12 protein-coding genes are annotated in these 22,635 nt (G+C 43.8%); 3 read left to right on the top strand and 9 right to left on the bottom strand.

All coding sequences use genetic code 11. The annotated features are described in order from the left end of the window. Nucleotides 1-94: 94 nt before the first annotated feature. From J8N69_RS17095 to J8N69_RS02275, 7 genes are all read right to left on the bottom strand, one after another. A complete protein-coding gene (locus J8N69_RS17095) occupies nucleotides 95-1,384 on the bottom strand; it encodes a methyl-accepting chemotaxis protein (protein ID WP_168827619.1) in 1,290 nt (429 codons plus the stop codon). 2 nt (nucleotides 1,385-1,386) lie between these two features. Then, the gene (locus J8N69_RS02300) at nucleotides 1,387-5,007 is read right to left on the bottom strand and encodes an EAL domain-containing protein (protein WP_168827617.1); all 3,621 of its coding nucleotides are present in this window, start codon (nucleotides 5,005-5,007) and stop codon (nucleotides 1,387-1,389) included. 19 nt (nucleotides 5,008-5,026) lie between these two features. Next, nucleotides 5,027-5,953 (bottom strand): chemotaxis protein, encoded by a 927-nt coding sequence (locus J8N69_RS02295; RefSeq protein ID WP_168827615.1) that lies wholly within the window; start codon nucleotides 5,951-5,953, stop codon nucleotides 5,027-5,029. After that, a complete protein-coding gene (locus J8N69_RS02290; protein WP_168827614.1) occupies nucleotides 5,950-7,044 on the bottom strand; it encodes a methyl-accepting chemotaxis protein in 1,095 nt (364 codons plus the stop codon). Before J8N69_RS02290 ends, J8N69_RS02295 begins: the two co-directional genes overlap by 4 nt. Nucleotides 7,045-7,095: 51 nt before the next feature. Further along, nucleotides 7,096-8,246, bottom strand: a protein-coding gene (locus J8N69_RS02285; protein ID WP_227803951.1) for an IS3 family transposase whose coding sequence is annotated in 2 segments (ribosomal slippage) — nucleotides 7,096-8,009 and nucleotides 8,009-8,246 — 1,152 coding nt in all. Because the reading frame shifts where the segments join, the coding sequence is not laid out codon by codon here. Between the two features lie 32 nt (nucleotides 8,247-8,278). Next, complete coding sequence (locus J8N69_RS02280) at nucleotides 8,279-8,737, bottom strand: PAS domain-containing protein (protein ID WP_168827631.1); 459 nt, start codon at nucleotides 8,735-8,737, stop codon at nucleotides 8,279-8,281. Between the two features lie 166 nt (nucleotides 8,738-8,903). Then, nucleotides 8,904-9,455 (bottom strand): TetR/AcrR family transcriptional regulator, encoded by a 552-nt coding sequence (locus J8N69_RS02275; protein WP_168827633.1) that lies wholly within the window; start codon nucleotides 9,453-9,455, stop codon nucleotides 8,904-8,906. Between the two features lie 479 nt (nucleotides 9,456-9,934). Between J8N69_RS02275 and J8N69_RS02270 the strand changes: the two genes are divergently transcribed. From J8N69_RS02270 to J8N69_RS02260, 3 genes are all read left to right on the top strand, one after another. Next, nucleotides 9,935-11,074 carry an ISAs1 family transposase gene (locus J8N69_RS02270; protein ID WP_168827634.1) on the top strand — a complete coding sequence of 380 codons (1,140 nt, stop codon included), beginning with the start codon at nucleotides 9,935-9,937 and terminating at the stop codon, nucleotides 11,072-11,074. A gap of 357 nt (nucleotides 11,075-11,431) precedes the next feature. Then, on the top strand, nucleotides 11,432-13,384 hold the full coding sequence (locus J8N69_RS02265; RefSeq protein WP_168827636.1) for a sensor histidine kinase: 1,953 nt from the start codon (nucleotides 11,432-11,434) through the stop codon (nucleotides 13,382-13,384). A gap of 16 nt (nucleotides 13,385-13,400) precedes the next feature. Beyond that, the gene (locus tag J8N69_RS02260; protein ID WP_168827638.1) at nucleotides 13,401-14,126 is read left to right on the top strand and encodes a response regulator transcription factor; all 726 of its coding nucleotides are present in this window, start codon (nucleotides 13,401-13,403) and stop codon (nucleotides 14,124-14,126) included. 88 nt (nucleotides 14,127-14,214) lie between these two features. Here the strand turns inward: J8N69_RS02260 and J8N69_RS02255 are convergent, their stop codons facing one another. Both J8N69_RS02255 and J8N69_RS02250 read right to left on the bottom strand, forming a co-directional pair. Then, nucleotides 14,215-15,846, bottom strand: coding sequence for a ShlB/FhaC/HecB family hemolysin secretion/activation protein (locus J8N69_RS02255; protein ID WP_168827640.1), 1,632 nt, complete (start codon nucleotides 15,844-15,846; stop codon nucleotides 14,215-14,217). Between the two features lie 32 nt (nucleotides 15,847-15,878). Beyond that, the gene (locus J8N69_RS02250; protein WP_227803950.1) at nucleotides 15,879-22,619 is read right to left on the bottom strand and encodes a YDG domain-containing protein; all 6,741 of its coding nucleotides are present in this window, start codon (nucleotides 22,617-22,619) and stop codon (nucleotides 15,879-15,881) included. Nucleotides 22,620-22,635 lie beyond the last annotated feature (16 nt).

Below are 22,635 nucleotides of genomic sequence, written 5' to 3'. Positions count from 1 at the left end.
ATAGCGCTATCTGATGAAGAAGTAAAACACCTTCCAACAAATCAGGAGCGCTCTGGTAACAAATCCAATAAATAAAGGATTGTTGGTATAAAAATTAGGGTTTCAATGCTTCAACTGTTGCAACAAGCTCGCTAATACTTTCATTCACGCTCTCAATGGCTTTTTCGACATGTTCAATCGATTCATGACCCTTTTTAGCTATCACATTGATCTCTTTTAAGCCGGTGTCAATTTTATCAATCAGCCCCGCGTTCTCTTTGACGACCTCCGCAATGTCGGAGGTTGCTGAGGCCGATCTGGCGGCAAGCTTTCTTACTTCGTCTGCAACAACTGCGAACCCTCTGCCGGAATCTCCAGCTCTTGCAGCTTCAATCGCCGCATTAAGTGCCAATAAGTTTGTCTGATCTGCAATAGAACGTATGGTGGTTACTATTTCCTGAATATTCTTTGATTTCAGATTTAGCTCTTGACCAACTTGTGCAGTATTTTCAACCTGTGATGCGATTTGAACACTGGTATTCACGCTGTTATCCAGCTCTCGCATTGCCGTTGTTGTTAACGCCGATGTCTTTTCGGATGTTTGCGCCGCGAGGTTCACTGTATTAATGGCATTATTGACGCGCTCAGAAATATCTGACGCAAATTTTATCACTTTATAGACTTTACCTTGCCCATCAAGAATGGGGTTGTAAGTTGCTTCAAGCCAGACGCTCCTGCCAGACAGACTTCTTCTTAGAAATCGACCTGTCTGATAGTTACCGTTGGCCAAGTTGCGCCAGAAGTTTGGGTTATCACGATAAAAGTTTTCATCACAGAAAATTTTGTGCTGTTTACCCTTTATCTGTTCCAGTTTGCAATCCATAGCATTAAGAAAATTCTGGTTAGCATTGGTGATTGTGCCATCAGGGGTGAATTCAATTACAGCCTGTGAGCGGTTAAGTGCCGTAAAAACAGCATTCTGCGACGCAGATTCGTTATGCTGCGCGGTGACATCAAAAGCCAATTTAACAACACGATACACCTTACCTTGTTCATCCTTAATTGGCACATAACGTGCGCCGACAAAGATAGTTTCTCTATTCTTCTTTATATATTTAAAGGTATCTCGCTGCGGTTTGTCCTCAAGGAGATTTCGCCAGAAGGTTGTATACTCGGGCCTCGATGTATAGGCAGTCTCAAACAAAATGCGGTGATGCTGGCCCAGAAGTTCCTGTTTACTGTACCCCATAAAGTCAGCAAACTTCTGACTCACTTCAAGTATTTCGCCTGAATGATTAAAAATCACCATCGCGGTAGCGTTTAACATGGCATTAAAGAGGAGTTTTTCATCAGAAACTTTTAGTGGTTCTGTTAAAGCGGGTGTTTTCTTTAGAAAGTCGAACATAATCAGTATTCTCTTTTATAGCTCAAAAGTAATTTTTCAAACTGCTCAATAGAGAGAGGTTTATCGAAGTAGTAACCTTGCCCCCAATCACAACCCAGTTCTGCCAGTAGCGTCGCAATTTCTTGAGTTTCAATTCCCTCAGCAAGAGTTTTCAAGCCAAAAATCTTTGCTGTTGAAATAATGGTTTTAACAATGGCGAGGTTTTTCTCATCTTCAAGTATTGACTTGATAAAGTGCATATCAATTTTCAGCACATCCGCATTGATGTTTTTTAGATAACTTAATGAAGAATGCCCCATACCAAAGTCATCAATGGCAATCGCAAAACCTTTACTTCGTATCATATTTAAAGTTGATATTGCTTTATCGGGATCACGCATAAGCCCTGTTTCGGTAAGCTCAAGCTCAAAATCATTTGGCTCTAGCCCTGCGAGTTCTATCAAAGTTAAAAAACCATAAATTGCAGACTCATCATCAAAGCTTTTCGCTGAAATATTAAGGGCGAGCTTGAAACGCAAATTTTCTTGCGAGAACACTTCTTTTTTCTGCCAACTGCGTTTCAGTTCAATAACACGTTCTAATACGAGATGCGTCAACTTATTGATTAACCCTCGCTCTTCAGCAATTGGAATAAAGGATCCTGGCGAAACTTCGCCAAGCTCTTCGTCTCTCCAGCGCACCAGAACCTCAGCACCGACTAACTTATGTGTTTTTAAACAAACTTGAGGTTGAAGGACGATTCGCAGATTATCAGGATAGGAAAGTAAGGTTCTCTCAAGTTGCTTTGAGATAATTGATTTTTTCTGAATCCTTTCACCCACTTCAATATTAAAATAGCAACTGGGTAAACCGGACTCTTTGGCCATATTAAGTGCTATATTGGCACCTCGTGTTATTGCATCAAAGGTATCCGCATCCTGAGGATATAAAGCAATTCCAGCTCTTGCATTGATACTGACTTCACCCTCTAGGGTTTCGAGCGGCTCAGCGAGAGCTTGTTGTAACCTGTTGACCATTATTGATGCCGCATTGGGATTAGATATAACGGCTGCAAGCGCAAAAACATCAGAATTTAAACGGGCTAAGGAGTCAAACTCTCGATCTATGTCATTGACGATAGGTAAAGTCTGGCAGTCCTCGTTCTCAAAGATACAACGCACTAAAGTATCTGCACCGCGGATGGTTTTTGCTAATCTGCGACCGACCGCTTGGATGACTGCATCACCCGCTTCGTATCCCATTGTTTCGTTAATATCTTCAAGATTAACCAGGTCGATATATACAATCGCGATGGTATATTGATGTCTCTCTGCAATTTTAAGTAGGTATTTAACTCGGTCAGAGAATAAATTTTTATTAGCCAGTCCCGTTAGCTCATCAAAAAATGCCAATTGCTTGATGCGGTGCTCTTTGGCTTTAATGTCACTTAAATCGCGCCAAATTACCTGGATAGCGTTTTGTCCAAGGTAGATGACTGGAGTGAGCGTTACCTCTATCGGTATATGCTGACCTTGTTTAGTGATATGAAGCCATTCAAAACGCTGGTAACCCTCTGTTGAGGCTTTATTTAAAAGAACTTTGGTGAGCTCTTTGCTGTTGTTTTTACCTTGGTTCAGTGGTGAGAATTGAATAGGCGACAAACCAATCAGCGCTTTTCGGTCAGACAAGCCAAACAGTTTTGCGGCTGCATCATTACAATCAGTAATCACAAAATCTGGCCTGATTATGCCCATCGCATCCTCTGATTTATGCAGCAAATTCACCAAGCGCTTTTCGTTTTCACTTTTGAGTCTTTCATAATCAAGCTGCGCTGAGATGTCACGAATTATATTGACAACGACTTTTTGGTTAAACGCGGTTTGTACAATCTGCATACTAATTTCTGCAGGATAGATGTTGCCATCCCCTTTGCGATGTTGGGTAACAAAATGCAGCAGCTCCATCTCACCCATTTTGAGCGGCTTCAAAAGCCGATCGAACGATTGTGCATCGTAGCTCGGCTTAAATTCGTAGGGCTTCATAATTTGTAGCATCGCCCAACTCCGCCCAAGTTGACGCTGTGTAGCAAGGTTGGCATATAAAATGTCCAACGTTTCGGCATCAAAAAATAGGACGGCATCAGCGATTTGATCAACAACGCTTTTAAAGCTGGTCAGTTCGTCCTGCCTCAAGCGCTCTTGAGTTATATCCAGCTCAACCGAAATATACCCCGAGTGCTCTCCAAGCTCATTAAACGTAGGGTTGCAACTGATGCGACTCCAGAAGGTCTCTCCACTCTTTCGATATTTAAGTAATTCAATTTCAATAGACTTTCTCTTTGCGACTGCTTTTTGTAACTTCAAAAGGTCAAAGCTGTTAGTCTGTGGCCCAGTTAATGTTGCCCACGGCGATTGACCCGCAAGCTCCTCCAAAGAATAACCAGAGATTCGTTCGAAGCCAGCATTACACCAAGTGATGTTGTAATCACAATCTAAGATCATTACTCCGTTCACAGTCTGTGTAGCAACTAATGCAAGGCGGGCGTTCTCTTCCAGTGTCAGAGCAAGTTTATTTTTAATCTCTCTTGCTTCAGATAGCGATTCCAAGGTTTCTAGGATGGGATTCAGTTTCTCAACGTCAGATTGTTCATAGCCGTTGGCTGCGTTAGCCAGACCGACCATTCCAATCAACTTACCATTATGTTTAATAGGCAATCCAAGGAAGGAGGAGAGCTTGGGATGACCATGTGGTGTGCCACCAGTACGAGAATCATCCTGAGGATTGTTTGAGATAACAGCTTGGCCGGTTGTTAATACTTCACCCAGTAAATTGTGATGATTATGGAACTCTAAGCCATCCGCCTTACTTCTTTCATATAGCTCACGGGTTTCATGATCCCAGCTGATATTTGTCAAGACGCTGACCTTCAGATACGGTCGTAGTTGCGAGTCTTCCCGCACCTCACCAATCAAACCGAACTGACTATCTGTCAGAGCGATGAGTTCATTAAGTAAAAGGCTAAGTGCACTGTCATACGACTCATTAAGTATAAAAGCGCGCTGAATCTTAGCGATGGCATTGCTGGTACGAATTTGAAAATCGTATTTGTCAGAAATCTGCTGCCTGGACTGCTCAAGTGTCTGGTGGCTAGCGTACATGTAGGCGTCAAAGGCGAGGGTGATATCCAGTAGCGCCACTTTGTAGAGCGCAGTTAAGGTTGGCTCGATACGCTCCGTATCGCTATTCAATATCACACTGACGAATTTACAAACGAGATCTAAGTAAACACCGTAAGCGCCAATATACCATTGCGGCGTCAAACCAACCCTTTGGTGCGCAATACCCACTCTAATACGATCTTGGGCGTAGTCGAATCCATAATCGCCGGCAGTTAATTTCCTAAAGTACAGTTTTTGTGTTTCTTGAAGTTTGCTCATCAGGTTAACGTCATGCAGCATCTTCGATGCATGGTCAAACTTTAAAAGATGCTGATAAAAAGCATGAATAAGCTCATTCTCATAGGCATAAAGTGGTTTATGAATGGCTTCGAGCAATTTAATTTCGGTTGTTGAAAGATTAATAAGAGCTTTACGCTCATCAAAAGAAACGGGGTTGATGTTTAATCGCTTTAATACTTCTTCCACTCTCATAGCGCACCTGTCTTTACTTCATTAACAACCAGTGATTGATTGCTTGTAATAATTCATCGGGATGAAACTTAGCGATAAATTGGTCTGCGCTGACTTTCTTAACCATAGACTCGTTAAACACACCACTTAATGAAGAGTGCAAAACGACGTGAATATCTTTCAAAAGTGGTTCAGATTTAATCGCGGATGTCAGTGTATAGCCATCCATTATTGGCATCTCAATATCAGAAATGACCAAAGGTATTCTCTCTGCAATTACTGCTTTATGTTTTGCCGCAAAGTCTTGTAAATATTGAAGTGCAGATTGGCCATCATTAACCAGTTTAGACGGGATATTTACACTGTCTAACACGCGTTTAATCTGATTTCTGGCAACTGCTGAATCATCCGCAACCAACACTTCAATCTCAGAGGTGTTGAACCCTTTAAGCTGTTGCGCCGTTTCAGCTTCAATTTCATGGTCGTTGGGCATGATCTCCGAGAACACTTTTTCAACATCTATGACTTGAATGAGCTTGCCTTCAATCTCTGTCACTGCAGTTAGGTAATGACTTTGCCCTGCTCCTTGAGGTGGAGGTTGAATTTGACTCCAGTTCAGATTAACGATGCGATCAACTGCCGAAACCAGAAAGCCTTGGATATGGCGGTTGTATTCCGTCACAATCACAAAAGCCTGTTCGGGATAACGTATCGGCTTACCTGTCGTAGCTTCACTCAGGTCGATAACGATAACTGGATTGCCACGAAGCTGCGCAATGCCCTTAATAAAAGAATGGGCTCCTGGCATTTCAATGAGCTCAGGTACACGAATTACTTCCCGAACCTTAAAGACGTTGATGCCAAAACGCTGATGACCATTAAGGCTAAAGAGGAGTATTTCAAAGCGATTTTGACCTGCCAGATTTGTCCTTTGGTCAATAGACTTCATTAACATATTCATTTAAAACGCACCACCAGCTCGTGTAGCTCTTCAGATATTTTCTTAAGGTGCTCTAGAGAGCTTGCTGCTTTATCAGCAGAATTGGCGCTTTCATCGGCCAATGTTGAAATACTTACAACCTGGCGATTGATATCTTCAGCCACATGAGCTTGCTCCTCTACAGCTGCTGCCATCTGTGTCGTCATATCGGATATATGCCCGACTGAGGCAACGATTCCTTGCAGCATATCTCCACTCTCAATGACTTTTGACAGCCCCTCGTCAGCGTCAGAAGCACCTGATTCAGCTACTTTAACGGCCTCGCTGGATTTTAGTGAGAGAGCTCTGACAATCTCGTATATTTCTTTCGTAGAATCTTGGGTACGTTTTGCAAGATTACGCACCTCTTCAGCAACCACGGCAAAACCTCGGCCTTGCTCGCCGGCACGCGCTGCCTCGATAGCAGCATTTAGCGCAAGTAAGTTGGTCTGTTCAGCAATCTGTTCAATTATTTGAGCTGCTTGGGCAATTTTCGTCGTTTGTAGCTCTACATCAACAACGGATTTCGAAATGGTCTGGACAGTTGCTCTAAGTTTTTCAATAGAGGCGCTTGTTGTTTTGGAGAGTCCTCCACCGGTTTCGGCCAGATTAAATGCTTTATCAGCTTGTGAAGCGGTATTGGAAACATGATGCGATACCTCTGAAATAGTTGTCGTCATCTCATTCATCGCTGTGGCAACCTGAATCGTTTCAGATTGCTGGTGATCAATAACCTGCTTAGATTGTTTAACCAAGTCAAATGAGGAAAGTGTTTCGCGCGATACTCTTTTCGCGGCATCATCAATGCGGTTGATAATAGTTGTCAGATGAGCTTGCTGGCTCAATACAGAGACTTCTAATGCGCCAGTAAGTCCGGACTTATTGGTGTAGGTGAGAACTGCGAGTTCATGCGAGAAAGAACGGCTTAGTAATTTTTTTAAGTCAGACGCTCTGGCGTGGTCTTTCACATTGACCCAAATTGCATAGATCGCAATGACGGCGAGCAACAAACTCTCTGATAACTCTTTGTAACCAAGAAAGAATGTCGCAAGCGCGATAGCGACAGACACCATTAAAAAAATGTTAGGCAGCGATATAGGTAACGGTGGTATGGACCCAGTTTCCTAGACAGTTTCTAGCTCCGTAAAATATCGCCTCTCATATTGCAATGGCGATAATCCATCATTTGATCCATGGTGTCGCTTTGGATTATAAAAGCATTCGATATAATCAAAAATCTCTGAGCGAGCATCACTTCTTGTTTGATAGGTCCGATTGCGAACTCTTTCTTTTTTTAATAACGAGAAAAAACTTTCCGCAACAGCATTATCGTGACAGTTACCACGTCGACTCATACTGGCTTCCAGATTATTATCTTTTAAGAAGGTTTGCCAATCTTTCGAGGTATATTGAGCGCCTTGATCTGAGTGTACCAGTACTCTTTTTGTGGGGCGTCGTCGCCAAATCGCCATGAGTAAAGCATCAATAACTGACTCCGCTGTCGCCCTTGATCTCATTGACCATCCTACGACCAATCTAGAAAATAGATCAACAACGACGGTCACATAAAGCCAGCCTTCTTTTGTCCGGATGTACGTAAAATCGGTTACCCATACTTGATCTGGTTCTGGGACAATAAACTCTCTATTTAGTGTATTGGGGGCTGTATTACGTTCAGATCCACGATAAAAAACAGGGTGGCGTTTGTAGCCTATTAGCGCTTTTAGGCCCTCTCGGCGCATCACCCTTAGCACTCGATTCTTCCCACAAGACTTACCTTCTCCTTTTAGGTCTTTGGTGATATTGCGGTAGCCGTAAACACAACCACTCTCAAGCCAATGCGTTTTAATGGTGATGGCAAGTTCATCATCTTCTTGCTCTCGTCGACTTTTTGGACAGTCCAGCCAAGCGTAAAAACCGCTCCTATGGACTTGCAGTGTTCGACACAAGGCAACAATAGAATAGTCGTGGAGCCGTGATTTTATGAACGTGTACTTTTCTTTGACTCCCCGGCAAAGTACACGGCGGCCTCCTTTAGAATGTCCCTCTCTTCGGTCACACGTTTAAGTTCAGCTTTGAGCCGCTGGATCTCTGACAGAGCTGAATCTTCCGTTTTTCTGCTCGCTTCAGGCTTGCTGTATCGGGCTATCCAATCATGCATACTTTTGTAACTAACGCCAAGTCGCTCAGCCACTTCTGCAATCTTATAGCCCCGCTCAGTGACTTGTTTAACGGCTTCAATTTTGAACTCATCAGTATAACGTTTTCCACTCATAATTCACCTCATTTTTACCTATTATTATATAGCTATGAGATGTCTATTAAAGTGGGTCCATACCACGGTTTAGGTAAATTACTTCCCGCACTCAAGCGGCGGTATAATCTGTCTGCTCTTTGTACATCTTCTGCTCTTGGGCTTGAACGAACAGATTCGTACCCAATAACTTGTCCATTAGCGGTCACGGGTGTTACATAAGCGTCTACCCAGTAAAAGTCACCGTTCTTACAACGGTTCTTAACCAACCCCATCCATGCTTTACCCTCTTTTAGATGTGACCACATTACTTTGAAAGCCATCGCTGGCATATCGGGGTGTCGAACAATATTATGTGGCTGGCCAATTAACTCCGACCTGGAAAATCCGCTTACCTCAACGAAAGCGTCATTACAATCAACAATATTGCCGTTTTTATCCGTAACTGAAATTAGCTTCACAGACGATGGGAAAGTTTTTTCGTTAGATGTAACAGGGAGGTTTTTGCGCATAGATAGTATCTGTGTGTATATTTAGCTTACTAAATATACTCATTTTACATCATGTAGGTGGATTAACCTAGGTATATTAGTAAATATTTACATGCACCGAATTTGTGCAAACTGATTGAACTATCCGCATTTCCTATGCTAGGTAGGGCGTATTTAAAAGTTTACATTACCGATTGAGCTTCTGATTTATCAACTTGGCATTTGCTACGAGTTCATTGATGTCAAATGTTGTACGACCTAACCCCATCAGTGGTATGAGTCCAACGACCATCGATGATAGCAAGATAATGTGATTGATTTTGTCTGTTTGAGTCTGCTCTACACCAGCATCATTAATTTGCTTAAATATTATCGTTCTGTAGTATTCTGCCAGTTTTTGCGCAATTTCTGGAGAGTTAATTGCCTGTTTCCAGATAAACACCATTATGTTAGCAACTTCTCGCTGAGATGTCCGTCGCATAAAGTGCTCTAGTGCATCATCCGAAACCAAGGTGTTTTTGGTATCAAAGTTTTTGTAAAACGATTCAGGAAGCAGTATCGTGTGTCTTTCGAGAAGTCTATCAATAATTGCCTCAACTAAAGCCTGCTTAGTTGGGTAGTGATAGGTCAAGTTTCCTTGAGAAATCCCCATGTACTTAGCGACCTGAGTTACGGAAAATTTGTCTATTTCACCTGACTCGATGAGAGTAATAGCGGATTCAACGATCTTTGCTTTCATTAAGCAGAGTCCCTTTTGATTAAAGCGAGATTATCCTCAAAGTTCCTTCAGGGGGCATCTTAACTCAGCTCATAAAAGATGACTTTGATCTCAAATAACTAAAATGAAATCTTGGATTATAAGAGATAAAATTACTCGCTGAATATCATAGCTTGGCGCGTGGGTGTCTGCTTGTTTTTTTAAACATTTTTAGACGGGAGAACTAATTTGAATTTTAATGTTACTTAGTTAACCCTTAAAGATTACGAGTTTGAGCTCGCCGTATCCCTACAAAACTCAAAGCAGACATTGATGAGTTTTAAAGTCTAAAGCAATATCTCCGCTTATCGCTCAAAGCCGACCTATAGAGTAATTACGTTAACACGTTTTGGGGCAAAAGCGAGTTAGAATCGAACGCCCGCTTTGGGATGTTGCCACAGGGCAAACGCATGAACATTTTCTGAACAGTGTGTGCTGCATTTGCATTTAATCCGTGTTTGATGAATGATCGTTCCCTTTTGATGCCGATGACTCTATTAGACCGTATGATGCTGTTAAATGACCCACGCCAGCAAGCAAAATGTACCCACGATTTAGGGGAAGTGGTTTTCATGACTACCTGCGCGTTGCTTTGTGGTGCGGATGACTGGGAGTCGATTCAATTCTTTGCGGACACCCGAAAGGATTGGTTCAAACAGTTTTTACGCTTGCCAGGCGGCATCCCATCACATGACACCTTTAACCGTTTATTTTCTCTGTTGGACCCGGTCTGTTATCGAGAAATGTTCTGTGGCTGGGTGCAGGATATGTTAATTGATACCCCATTATCTGGCGTTGTCGCAATTGACGGAAAAACTGCACGGGCGTCGCGTTCTAGTAAACAACAAGCTATTCACATGGTGAACGCTTGGGCTTCACAGGCTAGCGTGTCTCTTGGTCAACACAAGGTCGATAAAAAGTCTAATGAAATCAAAGCAATCCCTAAACTATTGGAACAACTGGCTATCAAAGGCTGCTTGGTCACAATAGATGCGATGGGGTGTCAGAAAAACATTGTATCCAAAGTCATTGAAAGAGAAGCTGATTACTTAATTACCGTAAAAAGTAACCAGAAAACGCTACATAAAGAGCTTGTTAGGTATTTCGATCATTACTGGGAAACTCATAAACAGGACACGTTAAGTGAGCACTTTTTTGAGCAACAAAACGAAACACATGGTCGCAAGGAGCACCGTCGATGCTGGTCCACGATGGACTTGTCGTCTCTGTCTATTGCAACAGAATGGCAAGTACAAACCATCGCCGCGATACAGTCAGATCGTATTGCTAATGAAAGAGGCCGAAGCCATATTCGTTACTTTATTTCCAGCAAACTGATGACGGCAGAAGAAGTATTAAAGGCCACTCGCGAGCATTGGGGCGTCGAAAACCAGCTTCATTGGGTTCTGGATGTCTCTTTTGGGGAAGATCAGTGTCGAGCTAGGCAAGGTTATGCGGCAGAAAACCTAGCAACCACCCGACAAATCGCTCTAAACCTACTAAAGCAGGAAACCAGTGTAAAACTGGGTATCAAAAACAAGCGTAAGGCCTGTGGTTGGGATGATGCGTATCTGTTCAAGGTGATGGGGTTGATCAAATAATGTTCGTGCGTTTGCCCTGCAGCGTTAATGTTATAAACGAGCGAAGCTAGAACGGCTAACACCCAAAAAAATTGAAGAAGTAAGTATTTTCTAATCATTAGATGCTGTCTTAAAGGGCTGTTTTGCAAGAAAAATAGGAATAGGCCTAGGGCTTCCATAGCAGGGTTTATTCTAATTCATGACTAATGCCATTGTTCACCGAATATCATGATCTAACAACTAAAATCATTTATTTTTGACTTATTGCTTTATTTTACTATTTGTTACAGATTTGCCTTAGAATCCTGCTGGTTTCAGAAGTGGTGGTTTAAGCAGTTGGCTTGTCTGCTAGTCTGGTCGCTAGGGTTTGGAGGTAGGATGCTGTTCTTAAATAAATTTAGGTGGGTGCTCTTTTTGGGCTTACTGTTTTTTTCGGCTCAAACCTTTGCCGCACCTGTTTTTGTGGGGAAAGATGTAGCTTATCAGTTGTATATTGATAATGATCATCAGCTAGACTTTGAAGGGTTTAGAGAACTTGTAAAGCAAGGTGATTTACAAATGCAGCATAAACCCTTGTCTAGGGGCTATGTTCGGCCTACTTTTTGGCTGCATTGGGTTTTTCCTGCCGAACACTTTGTTAACCAAGACCAGTTACTGCTGATTACCCCTAACTTTGTTGATGAAGTAAATATCTATTACCGACCTTTGGGTAACCCTGCTGGGAAATGGGTTAAGAAAGAAGCAGGGGATATAACACCTGGAATAAGAGGCGATTTAGACTACCGCTTCCCTGTATTCAAAATTCCACAAACACAAGCACCGCACTTAGGTTACGAATTTGTGGTGCGTATCAAAACAATTAGTACGGTAATTTTTGAAGCCAGCTTGTGGGAGCCGGAAGAATTTATAGAATACTCAACTCAGCAAACAGGTTATTTGAGTTTTTATTTGGGTTTGGCAGCTATCTCAACTTTTTTAGCCGTTGTTTTAGCTTTTATTATACGATCTAGATTGCTCTGGGCTGTTACGGGTTATTCGTCTGTCTACATTCTTATTGCATCTATTCAAGGCTATGTAACTTGGCTTTTGCCTAGTATAAGTTTTCCTTTACAGCACTATTCAACGAATATTGCTTCGCTAATTTCTTATGCATTTTTAATCTGGGTAAGTGTTGAAGCTTTAAACCTTAAAACCTATTTACCTAAAATTTATAAATTTATGTTAGGTTTTATGTTGTTAGTTGTTTCTCAGGTAGTGTTAACACCTTTAGATCTTTATGGCAAGGGCTTTGAAGCTCAAGGCATTGCTTATTTAATTATTGCAATTATATTTTTTATTAGCTTTTTTTATGTTTGGCATAAAGAAAAATATCGACCACTAACCTTATTGCTTGGCCTAAGCCCTTTTGTTTGTTTTTTAGCTAGCTTTTTATCCTTAGCCATTCTTTTAGGCTGGATTAGTTATGACCGGCGTATTTACTTAATTTGGCAATATGCTCCAATTTTTAATACACTTTTAGTCACCGTACTGGCAGTTATGCGCTCTTATGAAGAAAAAGGATTACGGCAAGAGCATTTGTTAATGAAGCGCGAGTTGCAAATTGAACGTGAAGCAGGCTTTCACCAAAGGCAATTTATGGGTATGGTTTCCCATGAATTTCGTACGCCCTTAAGTGTTATTTCTATGGCAATACAAAATCTCTGCTTAATGAAGCAAGATGAACCCCAAGTAACTCAGCGCTATCAGCGCATTCAAAAAGCGATAGACCGTTTGGTGCAATTAACCGATAACTGCCTAGCAGACTCACGAATTTCAGCTAAAGCGTTGAATTTAGAACTTGAGTCAACCAACTGGGGACAGCTTTTGGATGAATCCTGCTCCCTGGCCTCGCTTTCTGAACAGCATGTTTTAAAAATAACGTTTGCAGGTAAGCCAATCAGTTTTAGAGCGCTAGAGGGTTACTCTGTCATGGCTGACAAGGCGTTGCTACAAATTGCTTTATCTAACCTGCTTGATAATGCTGTTAAGTACACACGCCAAGGGCAGATTAGTGTGGACTTAAGCATTAAAAATAACCAATATTTTTTAAGGGTTGAAGATCAAGGGAATGGTATTGCGCCTGAGTTGGTCGAATTTTTGTTCGAACGTTACCAGCGTAACTTAGCACAAAAAAGTGAGCGTTCCACAAGTACCAAAGGCTATGGGTTAGGTCTGTATGTTGCTTTGCAAATTGTTAAAGCCCATAGCGGTTATTTAGAATTAATAAAAAACACACCTCAAGGCTGTACCTTTCAGTTAAGCCTACCAACAGCTAATGCTTTAGCTGATTAATAGGATAAGAATAACTATGTTGCAACAACCAACGCTTGCAATTATTGAAGATAATAATGATTTGCAAGAAGAACTGAACTTCTTTCTAAAAGCTAAAGGCTATGAATGCTGGACTGCCACTAGTGCAGAAGAGTTTTGGCGTAAATTACACCTACAAAAAGCTGATATTTTTTTAGTAGATATAGGCTTACCAGGTGAGGATGGCTTTAGCTTGATTAGTCACTTAAGCAAGTTAGGTGATTTTGGTTTAGTTATTATTACGGCTAGGGGCGGTAAAAAAGACTACCTTAATGGCTTAAATTTGGGTGCAGACCTTTACCTAGTAAAGCCAGTTAATTTTTTAGAGCTTAATGAAAAATTACAAGCACTGTGGCAGCGTATGCAACTTAATAAAAATGAAGCTAGTGATGCGGCTAAAAACCAGCCATTAATAGAAACAACTAAAAAGACTGGTTGGCGATTAGAAAGTGCAAACTCTTGCTTAGTCAACCCAAAAGAAGAAACATTACACTTAACGCAACAGGAAAAAGAGCTGCTTGAATTATTGTTAGATCAGCCTAATCAAATTCTTACTCGCATTTATTTGAATGATGCTTTGTTTAAACACCAAGGCTATTCAGATGATACGCACCGTGTTGATGTAATTGTTAGCCGTTTACGTAAAAAAGCACGTGATCAGGACTTTACCTTACCTTTAAAATCTATATTTGCTAAAGGTTTGGTTTTTATTGTAGAGGAGTAAATTTTGATTATAAAAAAAACCAGCCGTAGAAAGTATCTAGGCTGGTGAAAGTGTGAAGCGTTTTAAATACTATTGGGTTTATATAAGCTTAGAAGCTGTATTTAGCACTTAGCCAAAAGCGTGGGTCATTACCTTTGGTATCGGCTTGAGAGTCGCCACCAGAAAGTGACCAAGCTAGGTTGGCATCTAGCTGCAAGGTTTTCCAAGCATAGCTACTACCTAAGCCTGCACCTGAAATACGGCGTTTAGAACCATCCACATCGCCCCGAGCCGTTTGGCCTGCATCCACAAAAGTGTAGGGAGTTAAACCATAGGCTGTGGCGTAGCGCATCTCCATTTGTACTACCAAACCACGGCTAGCTGAGCCTTCAGAAACAGGGTAGGCACGTACTGCCTGTGGGCCACCTAGTGAAAAGCTTTCAGACCCGTCTAAGTCTTTTTTACTTGTCCACTGCGTATCTAGCTTAGTGACCAGCGTTAAACGTTCAGCCAAGCTTTGTAAACGTACCACTTGCAAATTCAACTTAGTAAAGTTTTGATCCTTCGTTGTGCCGAACTGTTCTATGTCTAACTGCCCTGGCGTTACAATAAACTGACCATAGGTAATACCACCCCCAGCAAAAGCATCACGCTTATCAAAACTTAGCTGTAGTGGCAAACTATGACTAGCCGTGGCTTTTTTAAAGCCAGACAAGCCCTTGTCATCTAAATCTTTGTATTGGTAGGTTGCCTGCACTGAAAGATTAGCTTGTTGACTACGAATCACTGGATAGCTTAAACCTACCGAGCTAACGGCAGCCGTACCTTTATAACCCTCAAAGCCTTTTCCTAGGGTGTAATCGGTATGCGCATAACCCGCATTAGCCATTAAACCAGAACTGCCCACGGGCAAGCTGTATTGCAAACCACCTAACCAAGTTTCTTCGCTGGAATATAGCCAAGAAAAACTTAACTGATCGCCCACGGTGAGTAAGCGATTGGCTTTAATGACACCGCTGGCACGGTAAGCACCTGAAAAACGGCTGCCGTGATTATCTAAGCCAACTTCACCCGAAACGCGTTTTTCTGGTGTTACCTTTACTTCTAAATCACCCGCACCTTGGGTTGTACTGGGGCGAACAATGGGAGTGGCTTGCACACCAGGTAGGTCGGTAATAAGTAGTAGGCTACGCTCTAAAGGCTTGGAAGCAATAACTTCACCCGTTTTTAAAGGCGTTAAAAAAGTCTGAGCTTTAGCAGCCAGCGCATTATCATCACTGGTTGCCTTCACCTCGCCAAACTTACCTTCCACAATTTGAATTTGTAGCTTGCCTTGGGTTAAGGCTTGTGCAGGTAATAGCGCACGGGCAAAGGGGTAGCCGCTGGCACGGTAAAAGTTGGTGATTTGTTCAGCCATATTGCGTAGACCGGCTAGGTCTTGCGGTTGCTGTAATGCTTCACTCAGTTCCGCTAATAACACTTCATCTGCAAAAACAGTGTTGCCAATAAACGCAACCTTAGTTAAGGCAACAGTTTTACCACCGGGCTTAACTGTTTGCCCAGCATCACCAGGCAACTGTAGGTTGATGTCTGATTTTTTAGGTGCAAGTTCCTTAGCTTGGTTTTGTTGTAAAACCTGCCCCGCACCTAAGGGGGCATCTTGTGCTGCTACCTTGCTTGTACCTAAAGCAGCCAAAACACAAAGGGTGAGGGGTAATAATTTAAAGCGAATGTTGTTCATGGTTTTTCCTTCAAATAGTAAGTGGATTTAAACTACTGGTCGCTGTTATCTAAACCGCTGATGTTTAGTCCGCCTTCATTAACGAACACCCGCATTAACCCAAGATTGTTGGTATTGGTCTTAGCTAGGCTGTTACCAGCAGACTCATCCACTTCAACCAGCTCTAAACTACCGCTTTGTTGAGAAAAATTAGCCGTAGAACTATCAAAGGTAAATCCAGTTGCAGCAAACGAACCTAACTTAGCGTTGGTACTGGCTTGTTGTTGGATGTTTGCAACCACTTTACTGACTGTATTCGTACCGCCACCACCCGTAGTGCCACCACCTGTGCCTGTGTCACCACCGCTGCTAGCAGTGATGCTTGCCGTGGTGCTGGCTTGATCCGTGATGGTGTAATTGCTGGCATCGGAGCCGGAGTAGTTGCTTGCCAGGGTTACGTTTTTATCTTCACCCACATTTTTATTAACAAACTGACCGGTTGCAGTCAGTTGAAGGTCATCACCTTCAATCCAGCCAGTGGCTTCAGAAGTATTAATCGTTGCATCCGTGGTGCCATCGTACTCTTTGCTTTCAGCCTTGATGCCGCTGATGGTGATGGCTTTGGGGGTAATATTGGCGGTCAGGCCATTGGGGGCAACCAGGGTGTAGTTGCCTGCATCATCACCGGTCAGCGTCAAACCTGTAACCGTAATGGCTTTGCTGTCACCGACATTTTTGTTGTCAAATGCACCCACAGCGATACCTTCCAGGCTGACGTCATCATTACCCAGGGCATTGACTGTTGCTGTACCAGCCAGATTGGCCGTGGTAGTGGCATCGTAGGTTTTGCTCTCGGCAGTCAAGCCAGTCACATCCAGGTTGGCTTTACTGATGCTGGCAGTCAGGCCATTGGGAGCGACCAGCGTGTAGTTGCCTGCATCATCACCGGTCAGCGTCAAACCGGTCACCGTCACAGCCTTGTCTTTACCGACTTTTTTGTCAGCAAAAGCACCTGTAGCAGTGCCATCCAAGCTCACGTTATCGTTACCCAAGGCATTGATGGCCGCTGTGCCAGTCAGGCTGGCCGTGGTGTTGGCATCGTAGGTTTTGCTCTCGGCAGTCAAGCCAGTCACATCCAGGTTGGCTTTACTGATGCTGGCAGTCAGGCCATTGGGAGCGACCAGCGTGTAGTTGCCTGCATCATCACCGGTCAGCGTCAAACCGGTCACCGTCACAGCCTTGTCTTTACCGACTTTTTTGTCAGCAAAAGCACCTGTAGCAGTGCCATCCAAGCTCACGTTATCGTTACCCAAGGCATTGATGGCCGCTGTGCCAGTCAGGCTGGCCGTGGTGTTGGCATCGTAGGTTTTGCTCTCGGCAGTCAAGCCAGTCACATCCAGGTTGGCTTTACTGATGCTGGCAGTCAGGCCATTGGGAGCGACCAGCGTGTAGTTGCCTGCATCATCACCGGTCAGCGTCAAACCGGTCACCGTCACAGCCTTGTCTTTACCGACTTTTTTGTCAGCAAAAGCACCTGTAGCAGTGCCATCCAAGCTCACGTTATCGTTACCCAAGGCATTGATGGCCGCTGTGCCAGTCAGGCTGGCCGTGGTGTTGGCATCGTAGGTTTTGCTCTCGGCAGTCAAGCCAGTCACATCCAGGTTGGCTTTACTGATGCTGGCAGTCAGGCCATTGGGAGCGACCAGCGTGTAGTTGCCTGCATCATCACCGGTCAGCGTCAAACCGGTCACCGTCACAGCCTTGTCTTTACCGACTTTTTTGTCAGCAAAAGCACCTGTAGCAGTGCCATCCAAGCTCACTTTATCGTTACCCAAGGCATTGATGGCCGCTGTGCCAGTCAGGCTGGCCGTGGTGTTGGCATCGTAGGTTTTGCTCTCGGCAGTCAAGCCAGTCACATCCAGGTTGGCTTTACTGATGCTGGCAGTCAGGCCATTGGGAGCGACCAGCGTGTAGTTGCCTGCATCATCACCGGTCAGCGTCAAACCGGTCACCGTCACAGCCTTGTCTTTACCGACTTTTTTGTCAGCAAAAGCACCTGTAGCAGTGCCATCCAAGCTCACGTTATCGTTACCCAAGGCATTGATGGCCGCTGTGCCAGTCAGGCTGGCCGTGGTGTTGGCATCGTAGGTTTTGCTCTCGGCAGTCAAGCCAGTCACATCCAGGTTGGCTTTACTGATGCTGGCAGTCAGGCCATTGGGAGCGACCAGCGTGTAGTTGCCTGCATCATCACCGGTCAGCGTCAAACCGGTCACCGTCACAGCCTTGTCTTTACCGACTTTTTTGTCAGCAAAAGCACCTGTAGCAGTGCCATCCAAGCTCACGTTATCGTTACCCAAGGCATTGATGGCCGCTGTGCCAGTCAGGCTGGCCGTGGTGTTGGCATCGTAGGTTTTGCTCTCGGCAGTCAAGCCAGTCACATCCAGGTTGGCTTTACTGATGCTGGCAGTCAGGCCATTGGGAGCGACCAGCGTGTAGTTGCCTGCATCATCACCGGTCAGCGTCAAACCGGTCACCGTCACAGCCTTGTCTTTACCGACTTTTTTGTCAGCAAAAGCACCTGTAGCAGTGCCATCCAAGCTCACGTTATCGTTACCCAAGGCATTGACTGTTGCTGCACCAGTCAGGCTGGCCGTGGTGTTGGCATCGTAGGTTTTGCTCTCGGCAGTCAAGCCTGTCACATCCAGGTTGGCTTTGCTGATGCTGGCAGTCAGGCCATTGGGAGCGACCAGAGTGTAGTTGCCTGCATCATCACCGGTCAGCGTCAAACCGGTCACGGTCACGGTCACAGCCTTGTCTTCACCGACTTTTTTGTCAGCAAAAGCACCTGTAGCAGTGCCATCCAAGCTCACTTTATCGTTACCCAAGGCATTGATGGCCGCTGTGCCAGTCAGGCTGGCCGTGGTGTTGGCATCGTAGGTTTTGCTCTCGGCAGTCAAGCCTGTAATGTCCAGGTCTTTTGCAGTGACTTCAAAGGTTGCAAGGCTGTTATCAACAACAATGTCGTAGCCTGTTTGACCTGAGTGGAACCCACTGACGAGGTTCCGAGTGCCTGCGTTTTTGCTATCGAGGCTGAAGCCCTCACCTTGGATGAGGCTCGAATCATAAGAGCCCTCGGTAACGCTCCATGTCAGATTGAGCAGGCTATTGTCAACCTCGGTCGTGGCATCGTAGGTTTTGGTCGCTGTGGCATTTTCACCACTGGCTACGGTGGCGACTTTCATAAAGTGACGCAGTAGTGGAGCGCTGTGATCTTCATAAATACGCCAAACTTTATCAGAGCCACCTGTTGTGGATAAATCCCAGCCTGCAAAGGTACTGGCCGTTTGCAGTTCAGCCATGGTTTTACCTGTGCCCATGCCAGAGTCATTGGTTGTGTTAATTGGGTTGCCTTCGGCATCCGTTGTGGCGTAAAAGCTGTTAGTGATAGTACCGTTATTTGAACCAACTAAACCGCCAACATTAGAAGTACCTGTTACACTGCCTGATGCGTAAGAATTTTTTATCGAATAGTTCTTATTGTAACCAACTAATCCACCCACATTAGTGCCACCACTAACAGCATTAGTGGCATAAGAGTCTTCTATTAATGAATAGTTGTTATAGCCAACTATTCCGCCAATATTAGAACCCGTTCCAGTTATTTTCCCAGTTGCATAACTCTCTCTAATAGTACTGTGGGATAACTTACCTACAAGCCCACCAATATTATTAGCTCCAGTTACTTCAGCACTTGAGTGACTTTTTAATACGGTTACAGCAGACTCATCCATATAGCCAACTAATCCACCGACTTCTTCTTCTCCAACAACTTTTCCACTAGAAGTTACATTTTCTATATGTGTTTGCATTGCAGTTCCTACTAATGCCCCAACTTCATGATTACCTGTAATATTCACATTAATAAGATTTACGTTGACAATATTAGCATCTTCAGTTTGTCCAAACAGACCTTGCATATTAGCAGCTCTATTTATATATAAGTCTGAGATGCTATGACCTAAACCATCAAAGTTTCCAGAAAATGCTCCAATAGGATTCCAGCCTTCACCTGTACCAACATAACCAGCTGTTGAGCTTTCTAAGTTATTTGAAAGAGCGTAGGTTTTATTTTTAGTATCCCAACCGTAGTTTATATTTTGTAGTTGATTCCAGTTGGTAATGGTGTAAGCGTCTCCATCGACCCCCATACCACCTGCAAAAAGTGTTGTGACTGACTTATCTGCATCTGCTGTAACCTTTGTAAGGTATGGGAGTTCTGCTACTTCATAGCCTGCTACTGTTGCACCACCGCCTGTTGACCAGCCATCTTTTCCTGCAAAGGCTGCTAAAATTTCAGCTTTGGTTTTACCATAATTAGTGCTATCAGCCATAGTCGCTGTGTTTGTGTCTTTGTCATACCAGGAGTTTTCGATAGTTCCGCCCTCAATATTAGCTACTAATCCACCTAAACTACCTGTTCCAGTTACATTTCCTGTTGCGTAAGCGTTACTTATGCTTGCCGTTGCATCTACAGCAAAAAGTTGTCCCACTAAGCCGCCTACATTATTAGCTCCAATTATATTTCCTGTTGCGTAAGCGTTACTTATGCTTATGCTTGCCGTTGCATCTCCCTCCATAGAATAAGCTGAAAGCTCTCCCACTAAACCGCCTACACGATCAGCTCCAGTTACATTTCCTGTTGCGTAAGCGTTACTTATGCTTGCCGTTGCACCTCCATTCATAGCATTAGCTGAAAGTTGTCCCACTAAACCGCCTACATTATCAGTTCCAGTTACATTTCCTGTTGCGTAAGCGTTACTTATGCTTGCAGTTTCTGCACTCGAAAGTTGTCCCACTAAACCGCCTACATTATCAGTTCCAGTTACATCTGCAGAAGAGTAAGAGTTTTCGATGTGGTTATTTCCACCCTCTGAGGTGAAGTATCCTACTAGACCACCTATTGATTCATAAGTACCTGTAATTTTTCCTGTAGTATAAGAATTTTCAATCGTTGTATTTTTGGCGTATCCAATCAATATCCCAGCTTGGTAATAAGATTGGATATAAGCATCGACTACTCCGATATTTTTTATGGTGGCGCCATCAGTAATTCCAAAAAGCCCTGTAAGATTACTTGTATTATTGATCTTTAAGTTGGAGATGGTGTGGCCAAGACCGTCAAAGTTTCCTGTAAATTTTGTTGCCAAATTTCCAATAGGTGTCCATTTTGTGATACTGCTTAAATCAAGGTCACCTCCTAGTACGTAGTTGTGTTCTAAACCTCCTGTTGAGATAGCTGTTGCAAGATCGTCATGTGTAATAACTGTCCAGGTAGTCTCTGCACCATCATTTCCCAGCTTAGTGCTGAAGTTTTGACCGGCTTGCAGGTTAACAGGTGCATTGATGTTGTAATCAGCGTTATTGCCTGAAGCAACAGCACCCTGCCCGTATTCAAGCACCAGCTTGCCACCAGATCCACCACTGGCATCAATCGTTTTATTGATTTCAATATTACGAATTGCATTCAGGGTGAGGGTGTTACCGCTTGTCCAGGTCACTTCATCATTAACAAAAATATCACCATTACCGTCTGTTGTTCCGCCGTCAACACTTTGAATGGTGACATTGCTGGTTGCCAGATTGGTACCCAGCTGCGTACCGGTAATATCACCACCACTGGCGGCAATGGTGTAGTCGTTAGGATCGATCAACCACTCCCCAGTCTCGCCGTTTTCGGCTTTGGTGGTGACCTGTACATCATCAATTTTTACCTTAGCCGCGCTGGTTTCTACAAAACCGCCTTTACCACTAATAGGTGCACTGGCATCTAAAGTGCCGGCTACTTGCACTGTGCCGCTTTGCATATCGCCCATTAGCATAATGGTGCCGTCTTCACCGCTGGCTAGGGTTTGTGCTTGGGTGATGCCGGTGTGGTTAATCACGCTGCTGGTGAGTGCATTAGCAGCTTTAGCGGTTAAATAAACTGTACCGCCATCGGCTTTTATTGCGCCACCTTGTTCGATGTAGGTTTCTAGCTCTGACGCTTCAACTTCAATTTTAACTGGGCCGCCTAGGTCTAAAACCACCTTATTACCTGCGCCCATTAGGGTATTGCCCTGTGGGGTAGTAATGCTGCCAGTATTAATGATTTTGGCAGCAATAAACGCCACCGTGCCACCGTTTAAGGTTTGAATATTGCCTTGGTTAATCACTGCATTGCCGCTACTGCCTTCAAAACGGTAATTGCCATTCATAAAGTTTTGATTGCTAATGTTTAGGGTAGAAGCCACCAAAGAACCGACATCAACACGTGCCGTTTGGCTAAATAGAATGCCGTTGGGGTTAACTAAAAATACTTGGCCGTTGGCTTTTAGTGCACCACGAATATTGGAGACCTGATTGCCCAGCACTCGGTTTAGCGCAGCGGCTTGGGCGTTGGGTTGTACAAAATTAACGCTGGCATCTTTACCAATAGAAAAGCTTTGCCAATCCACCACCATGTTTTGGCTGGTTTGGTTAATGGTCATGGTTTGACCATTGCTGTTAATTTGCCCTGCACCGGCTTGAACTTGGCCACCAGTAGGTAGGTTATTTGCGAAAGCAATAGAAGGAAGGGTAATGATTAACAGGCTACCCGCAGCAAACTGGGATAAAATGTTTTTAAGTGAAAAGCTAGCACCTTGACGAGTACCGCTACTGGATTTTGTGGCTTTACCATTACTAGATGCACACTCAGAAACGGCTTGCCATACTTGGCGAGATTTATTCCAAACCACTTTATACAGGTTGTTCATACACACCTCAACTTAC

The organism is Marinomonas profundi (assembly GCF_020694005.1).
Classification (GTDB): Bacteria; Pseudomonadota; Gammaproteobacteria; order Pseudomonadales; family Marinomonadaceae; genus Marinomonas; species Marinomonas profundi.
Note: the sequence above shows the minus strand (reverse complement) of the source record. Positions and strands in the feature narration are given on the sequence as shown.